This window comes from Pseudomonas sp. MSSRFD41 (genome assembly GCF_014230245.1).
Classification (GTDB): domain Bacteria; phylum Pseudomonadota; class Gammaproteobacteria; order Pseudomonadales; family Pseudomonadaceae; genus Aquipseudomonas; species Aquipseudomonas piscis.
This window is the reverse complement of sequence record NZ_JACKZK010000032.1, coordinates 48846-56646: the sequence shown is the minus strand read 5'-3', so window position 1 is coordinate 56646 and position 7801 is coordinate 48846. Positions and strand designations below refer to the sequence as shown.

The 7801-nt window shown below is 57.3% G+C and carries 8 protein-coding genes; all 8 read right to left on the bottom strand.

Going from position 1 to position 7801, the window contains the following annotated elements:
• Positions 1-151: 151 nt before the first annotated feature.
• Positions 152-508, bottom strand: coding sequence for a MerR family transcriptional regulator (locus H7A76_RS29270; RefSeq protein ID WP_007920509.1), 357 nt, complete (start codon positions 506-508; stop codon positions 152-154).
• The gene (gene ihfA / locus H7A76_RS29265) at positions 489-791 is read right to left on the bottom strand and encodes an integration host factor subunit alpha (RefSeq protein WP_002553164.1); all 303 of its coding nucleotides are present in this window, start codon (positions 789-791) and stop codon (positions 489-491) included. The genes H7A76_RS29270 and ihfA overlap by 20 nt, the downstream gene beginning before the upstream one ends.
• A gap of 3 nt (positions 792-794) precedes the next feature.
• On the bottom strand, positions 795-3173 hold the full coding sequence (gene pheT / locus H7A76_RS29260; RefSeq protein ID WP_185701725.1) for a phenylalanine--tRNA ligase subunit beta: 2379 nt from the start codon (positions 3171-3173) through the stop codon (positions 795-797).
• A gap of 35 nt (positions 3174-3208) precedes the next feature.
• A complete protein-coding gene (gene pheS / locus H7A76_RS29255; RefSeq protein WP_068585791.1) occupies positions 3209-4225 on the bottom strand; it encodes a phenylalanine--tRNA ligase subunit alpha in 1017 nt (338 codons plus the stop codon).
• Between the two features lie 109 nt (positions 4226-4334).
• Entirely contained in the window at positions 4335-4691 is a 357-nt protein-coding gene (rplT, locus tag H7A76_RS29250) for a 50S ribosomal protein L20 (protein WP_016963673.1), read from the bottom strand.
• Positions 4692-4721: 30 nt separating this feature from the next.
• A complete protein-coding gene (rpmI, locus tag H7A76_RS29245; RefSeq protein ID WP_002553160.1) occupies positions 4722-4916 on the bottom strand; it encodes a 50S ribosomal protein L35 in 195 nt (64 codons plus the stop codon).
• Between the two features lie 60 nt (positions 4917-4976).
• Complete coding sequence (infC, locus tag H7A76_RS29240; RefSeq protein ID WP_176719736.1) at positions 4977-5528, bottom strand: translation initiation factor IF-3; 552 nt, start codon at positions 5526-5528, stop codon at positions 4977-4979.
• Complete coding sequence (gene thrS / locus H7A76_RS29235) at positions 5528-7450, bottom strand: threonine--tRNA ligase (RefSeq protein WP_185701724.1); 1923 nt, start codon at positions 7448-7450, stop codon at positions 5528-5530. The genes infC and thrS overlap by 1 nt, the downstream gene beginning before the upstream one ends.
• Between the last annotated feature and the right edge of the window lie 351 nt (positions 7451-7801).

The following is a 7801-nucleotide window of genomic DNA, read 5'->3' as shown; positions in this document are numbered from 1 at the left end:
TGATTCGAACACTCGACCCCTAGCACCCCATGCTAGTGCGCTACCGGACTGCGCTACGCCCCGACTAGGCGTGAAACCTGTTTCACTTCTCAGGAAACGCTGAGGAATATACCGCAACCTTTTGAAAAGTGGAAGTATTTAAAGCAGAGAATTATTTCTTGAGTACTACGAGCACATCTTCCAGTTCGGAGATCATCTGACGGATCAGTTGCTTGTACTGAGTGGTATCGTCTTTGGCTTCATCCCCGGAGAGGCGTAAGCGCGCACCCCCGATGGTGAAGCCCTGGTCATAAAGCAACGCGCGGATCTGCCGGATCATCAGCACATCCTGGCGCTGATAATACCGGCGATTTCCGCGGCGTTTGACGGGGTTGAGTTGAGGAAACTCCTGCTCCCAATAACGCAGCACATGCGGTTTGACCGCACAGAGCTCACTGACTTCACCAATGGTGAAGTAGCGTTTACCCGGAATGACCGGGAGCTCGTCGTTATGACTTGGTTCCAGCATAAGCCTCAACTCGGGCTTTCAACTTCTGCCCTGGACGAAAGGTGACGACTCGGCGAGCCGTGATCGGGATTTCTTCACCCGTCTTCGGGTTCCGACCAGGACGCTGGCGTTTATCCCGAAGATCGAAGTTACCGAAACCGGACAATTTGACCTGTTCGTTATCTTCGAGAGCGTGCCTGATTTCTTCAAAGAATAGCTCGACCAATTCCTTGGCCTCGCGTTTGTTCAGGCCCAGCTCTTCGTAGAGACGTTCGGCCATTTCAGCTTTCGTCAGAGCCCCCATACGTCACTTCCTTAGCGTGGCGTTCAACCTTTGTTCGAGCGAGGTGAGGATGTTTTGCGTCGCTGAGTTCACCTCATCGTCATTAAGAGTGCGCGATGGATGCTGCCAGGTCAAGCCAACGGCAAGGCTTTTTCTATGAGGATCAATACCTTTACCCTGGTACACGTCAAATAGCCTGAGATCGGTCAGCCACTCGCCCGCATTCTCGCGAATCACCTCCAGGACCGCACTGGCGGCAACGTCACGATCTGCCAGCAGGGCCAAGTCACGACGCACTTCAGGGAAGCGCGATAGCTCGTGGAACTTCGGCAAACGACCATGGGCCACTTCGCTCAGGACCAGTTCGAACACGAAAACCGCGCGATCCAGGCCGAGCTCCTTGGCCAGCTCCGGATGAATGGCTCCCAAGTAACCGACTTCACGTCCCTCGCGCTCGATGCGCGCTGTCTGGCCCGGGTGCAGCGCAGGGTGCTTGCCCGGTACGAAAGTGAACGCATCCAAGGCGCCGGCAAAACCCAGCACCGCCTCTACATCCGCCTTGACGTCGAAGAAGTCCACGCTATCGCGGCCTTGGGCCCAACCTTCAGGCAACCGAGTACCACAAACGATACCTGCCAGCATCTGCTGCTGTTTCAGGCCTTCCAGCTGACCAACGAACCGCAGGCCGCTTTCGAACATGCGGACGCGATCCTGTTGACGATTCAGGTTGTGCTGAAGCGCCTTGACCAGGCCTGGCCATAGGGACGAGCGCATGGCCGCCATGTCGGCGGAAATCGGGTTGGCCAGCAGCAAGGGCTCGACGCCAGGGCTGAACAGGTCGAACAGTTTCGGATCGATGAAGCTGTAGGTGATGGCTTCCTGGTAACCACGAGCCACCAGCAAGCGCCGCAGTGCCGGCAAGTCGCCCCGCGCCTCGGCCTTGGCCTGTGGAGCCAGGCGGGCTTGCGGATAACGAACCGGCAGGCGGTTGTAACCGTAAAGGCGTGCCAGTTCCTCGATCAGATCGACCTCGAGGCTGATATCGAAACGATGGCTCGGGACTTCAACGCGCCACTGCCCGGCCCCATCGGCAGCTACCGTCAGACCCAACGCGGTGAGCAAACGCTCGACCTCGGAACCTTCGAGTTCCATGCCCAGCATTTGACTGATGCGCTCGGCCCGCAGGGTGACAGGCGCCACCAATGGCAGATGTTGCTCGCTGACGGTTTCGATGATCGGGCCGGCTTCACCGCCGGTGATTTCCAGCAGCAGGCCAGTAGCACGCTCCATCGCCTCACGGGCCAACTGCCAATCCACGCCACGCTCATAACGATGGGAAGCATCGGTATGCAAGCCGTAGGAGCGGGCTTTGCCAGCCACGGCGATCTGGTCGAAGAACGCGCTTTCCAGGAATACATCGCGAGTCTTGGTGGTGACGCCGCTGTGCTCACCCCCCATCACACCAGCAATCGCCAGGGCGCGGGTATGGTCGGCGATCACCAGGGTGTCGCTGCGCAGGGCCACTTCCTGACCATCGAGCAATACCAGCTTCTCGCCCTCTTCGGCCATGCGCACACGGATGCCACCGTTGATCTCGGCCAAGTCGAACGCATGCAGCGGCTGCCCCAGCTCAAGCATCACGTAGTTGGTGATATCCACTGCGGCATCGATGCTGCGAACTTCAGCACGGCGCAAGCGCTCGACCATCCACAACGGGGTCGGCTTGGACAGGTCCACGTTACGGATCACCCGTCCCAGGTAACGCGGGCAGGCTGCCGGCGCCAACACGTCAACTGGACGCACTTCATCGTGCACCGCAGGAACTGCCTTGACTTCCGGTCGCTGCACCTTAGCCGCATAAAGGGCACCAACTTCGCGTGCAATACCAGCCAACGACAGGCAGTCACCGCGGTTAGGGGTCAGGTCGACCTCGATACTGGCATCGTCCAGGCTCAGGTAGGCACGAATGTCCTCACCCACTGGCGCGTCAGCCGGCAACTCCATCAAGCCGTCGTTGCCTTCGCCGATCTGCAGCTCCGCCTGGGAACACAGCATGCCGTTGGATTCGACGCCACGCAGCTTGGCCTTCTTGATCTTGAAGTCGCCGGGCAACTGGGCACCGATCATCGCGAACGGAACCTTCAGGCCGGGGCGTACGTTCGGCGCACCACAGACAACCTGGAAAGTCTCGGCTCCGTTGCTGACTTGGCAGACCCGCAGTTTGTCGGCATCAGGGTGCTGCTCGGTGCTTAGTACCTCCCCCACCACCACACCGCTGAAATCACCGGCAGCTGGCGTAACACTGTCCACCTCAAGGCCGGCCATGGACAGACGAGCGACCAGCTCGTCGCGACTTACCTGCGGGCTAACCCAGCCGCGCAGCCATTGTTCACTGAATTTCATCCTGCTCTCCTAATAGATTCGTTACGGACGCGCGACTAGCGAAATTGCGCAAGGAACCGCAAGTCGTTGTCGAAGAACAGGCGCAAGTCATTGACACCGTAACGCAGCATGGCCAGGCGCTCGGCGCCCATGCCGAAGGCAAAGCCCTGGAATTCTTCCGGATCGATCCCGGACATACGCAGCACGTTCGGGTGAACCATGCCGCACCCCATCACTTCCAGCCATCCGGTCTGCTTGCAGACGCGGCAGCCTTTACCACTGCACATCACGCATTCCATATCGACTTCAGCGGACGGCTCGGTGAATGGGAAGTAGGAAGGACGGAAACGCACAGCCAGTTCCTTCTCGAAGAACACCCGCAGGAACTCCTCGATGGTGCCCTTCAGGTCGGCGAAATTGATCCCGCGATCCACCAGCAGGCCTTCTACCTGATGGAACATCGGCGAGTGGGTGATATCGGAGTCGCTGCGATACACACGGCCTGGGCAGACGATGCGGATCGGCGGCTGCTGCGACTCCATGGTGCGGACCTGTACCGGCGAGGTATGGGTGCGCAACAACATGTTCGCATTGAAATAGAAGGTGTCGTGCATCGACCGGGCCGGGTGGTGGCCTGGGATGTTGAGCGCTTCAAAGTTGTGATAGTCGTCTTCGACCTCAGGGCCTTCGGCAATGCCGTAGCCAATATGGGTGAAGAACTGCTCGATACGCTCCAGGGTCCGCGTGATCGGATGCAGACCACCAGAGGTCTGGCCACGGCCCGGCAGGGTTACGTCAATGCACTCGGCGGCGAGCTTGGCGCTGAGTTCCGCCTCCTCGAAAGCCGCTTTGCGAGCATTGAGAACCTCTGTTACACGCTCCTTGGCAACGTTGATCAGCGCACCGACTTGCGGGCGCTCTTCGGCTGGCAGGTTGCCCAGGGTCTTCATCACCTGAGTCAGCTCGCCCTTCTTGCCAAGGAAGTGAACCCGGATCTGTTCCAGGGCATTGATGTCTTCTGCGTGTTGCACGGCCTCAAGTGCTTGAGAAACCAGCGCATCCAGGTTTTCCATGTACAGACTCCAGATACAAAATAGGGGAAGAGCTTGAAGGCTCTTCCCCTATTTATGACGTTTAACACCAGAGCCCACGAGGGTAGGCCCGGATGACTGTCGGGGGTACTTAAGCCAAGGTGGCTTTAGCTTTCTCGACAATCGCAGCAAACGCCGCTTTTTCGTTCACTGCCAGATCAGCCAGAACCTTACGGTCGATCTCGATGGACGCCTTTTTCAGACCAGCGATCAGACGGCTGTAGGACAGGCCGTTGGTACGAGCACCAGCGTTGATACGAGCGATCCACAGAGCGCGGAACTGACGTTTTTTCTGACGACGGTCGCGGTAGGCGTATTGGCCTGCCTTGATTACCGCTTGCTTGGCAACACGGAATACGCGCGAGCGAGCGCCGTAGTAGCCTTTAGCAAGTTTCAGAATTTTCTTGTGACGCTTACGGGCAATGACGCCACGCTTTACACGAGCCATGAGTTACTTCCTCTATTCTTGATCCAAAAATTAACGAAGGCGCAGCATGCGCTCGACTTTTGCCACGTCAGACGGATGCAGCAAGCTGCTACCGCGCAGTTGACGCTTACGCTTGGTCGACATTTTGGTCAGGATGTGGCTCTTGAAAGCGTGCTTGTGCTTGATACCGTTAGCAGTTTTCAGAAACCGCTTAGCAGCACCGCTTTTGGTTTTCATCTTTGGCATGTTCGGATACTCCGCATTCAATTGATAAACATAATCAGAAGGCCTGCCGTGCCCTGTTGATTACTTCTTCTTTTTCGGGGCGATGACCATGATCAGCTGGCGTCCTTCCATCTTAGGATGCTGTTCGACCGAACCGTACTCTTGCAGGTCAGTTTCAACCCGCTTGAGGAGTTCCATCCCCAGCTCCTGGTGGGCCATCTCACGGCCGCGGAATCGCAAGGAAACCTTGGCCCTGTCCCCGTCACTCAGGAAACGTACCAGGTTGCGTAGTTTTACCTGGTAATCCCCTTCCTCCGTCCCTGGACGAAACTTGATTTCTTTAACCTGAATTTGCTTCTGGTTCTTTTTCGCAGCAGCAAGTTGCTTCTTCTTTTCGAAGATCGACTTGCCGTAGTCCATCACCCGGCAAACAGGTGGGACTGCGTCGGCGGAAATTTCCACCAGATCCAGTTTGGCTTCTTCAGCTATACGAAGCGCTTCATCAATCGAGACGATGCCAATCTGCTCGCCGTCAGCGCCAATTAACCGAACCTCGCGTGCCGAGATATTCTCGTTGATCGGGGCTTTCGGTGCAGCTCGTTTATCTTGTCTCATATCACGCTTAATAATAATTACTCCGAATCTTGGCGACCACGCCGGGAAACCGCTTGTGCGAGCAACGCCGAGAACTGGGCGACAGGCATCGAGCCCAAGTCTTCACCTTCACGGGTACGCACAGCGACAGTCTGCATCTCGACTTCCCGATCTCCAATAACCAAGAGATAGGGAACCTTGAGCAAAGTATGCTCGCGGATTTTAAAGCCGATCTTTTCATTTCTCAAGTCGGACTTGGCACGAAATCCGCTTTGGTTGAGGGTTTTTTCCACCTCAAGGGCGAAATCGGCCTGTTTGTCGGTGATGTTCATGATCACCGCCTGGGTTGGCGCCAGCCAAGCCGGGAATACGCCTGCGTAATGCTCGATCAGCATGCCGATGAAACGCTCGAACGACCCAAGGATCGCGCGATGCAGCATGACCGGGCGAACACGGCTGTTATCTTCGGCGATATAGCTGGCATCCAGGCGCTCTGGAAGGTTTGGATCGTACTGCAGGGTACCACACTGCCAGTTACGACCCAGGCAGTCGCGCAGGGTGAACTCGATCTTCGGGCCGTAGAACGCGCCCTCTCCCGGCTGGTATTCCCATTCCAGGCCAGACTCGTTCAAGGCATCGGCCAAGGCACCCTCGGCACGATCCCACAGCTCTTCGGAGCCCACGCGCTTGGCCGGGCGGGTCGACAGCTTCATGGCGATGTCGCTGAAGCCGAAGTCCTTGTAGACGTCCAGGGTCAGCTTGATGAAGTCGGCGGCTTCTTTCTTCACCTGTTCTTCGGTGCAGAAAATGTGCGCATCGTCTTGTACGAAGCCACGCACGCGCATGATGCCATGCAGGGCGCCAGATGGCTCATTGCGGTGGCAGGCACCGAACTCGGCCAGACGTAGTGGCAGGTCACGGTAGGACTTCAGGCCTTGGTTGAACACCTGCACGTGGCATGGGCAGTTCATCGGCTTGACCGCGTAGTCACGGCTTTCCGAGGACGTGGTGAACATGTTCTCGGCGTAGTTGGACCAGTGGCCGGAACGCTCCCAAAGAATACGGTCGACCACTTGCGGAGTCTTGATCTCGAGATAACCGTTTTCGCGCTGCACATTACGCATGTACTGCTCGAGCACCTGGTAAATGGTCCAGCCGTTGGCGTGCCAGAACACCATGCCTGGCGCTTCTTCCTGCAGGTGGAACAGGTCCAGTTGCTTGCCGATCTTGCGATGGTCGCGCTTTTCGGCTTCTTCGATACGCTGGATGTATGCCGCCAATTGCTTCTTGTCGGCCCAGGCAGTGCCATAGACGCGCTGCAGCTGCTCATTCTTGGCATCGCCGCGCCAATAGGCACCCGACAGCTTGGTCAGCTTGAAAGCCTTGAGGAAACGCGTGTTCGGCACATGTGGACCGCGGCACATGTCAACATATTCTTCGTGGTAGTACAGACCCATGGCGGTTTCGTTGGGCATGTCTTCCACCAAGCGCAACTTGTAGTCTTCGCCACGGCTCTGGAACACATCGATGACTTCGGCACGCGGAGTCATCTTCTTGACGACATCGTAGTCCTTGTCGATCAGCTGCTGCATGCGTTGCTCGATGGCAGCCAGGTCGTCCGGAGTGAAGGGACGCTCATAGGCGATGTCGTAATAGAAGCCTTCGTCGATCACAGGGCCAATCACCATCTTGGCGGTCGGATACAGCTGCTTCACCGCGTGGCCGATCAAGTGGGCGCACGAGTGACGAATGATCTCCAGTCCCTCTTCATCTTTGGGGGTGATGATCTGCAAGGTGGCATCGTGTTCGATCAGGTCGCAAGCATCGACCAACTTGCCGTCGACCTTGCCGGCCAGGGTGGCCTTGGCCAGGCCAGCGCCGATCGAGGCGGCGACTTCGGCTACGGATACGGCCTTGTCGAACGAACGTTGACTGCCATCGGGAAGAGTAATAGTGGGCATGGCGCCTCCTCTCCTAGTGGTGACCCCTACCAAAGGTCACGTGGGTTGGGATGAGCCAGTACAAGATCCGCCCTGCCTTTCCCACGGGAAAGCCTGCCTCACAGTGGCAGAGACCTTTCGGCCTGCCAGGGACGAACCAGAGTGACTGGAATTCAAATCAAAAAAGGCATCGACCGCGAGGGACAGTGAAACACCCAAAGCCTGAAAACACCCAAGCGGCGCATGCTAGCACAGAAAAATCACAATCATCGCGTGGCGAACTTCGCAATTTGCAGTTTCCGGTCTTTTATTGAAGAAAGTGAACTTGGCATGTACGCCAGCCCTCAAACACCCCGAGAATCGTCGTCTTTG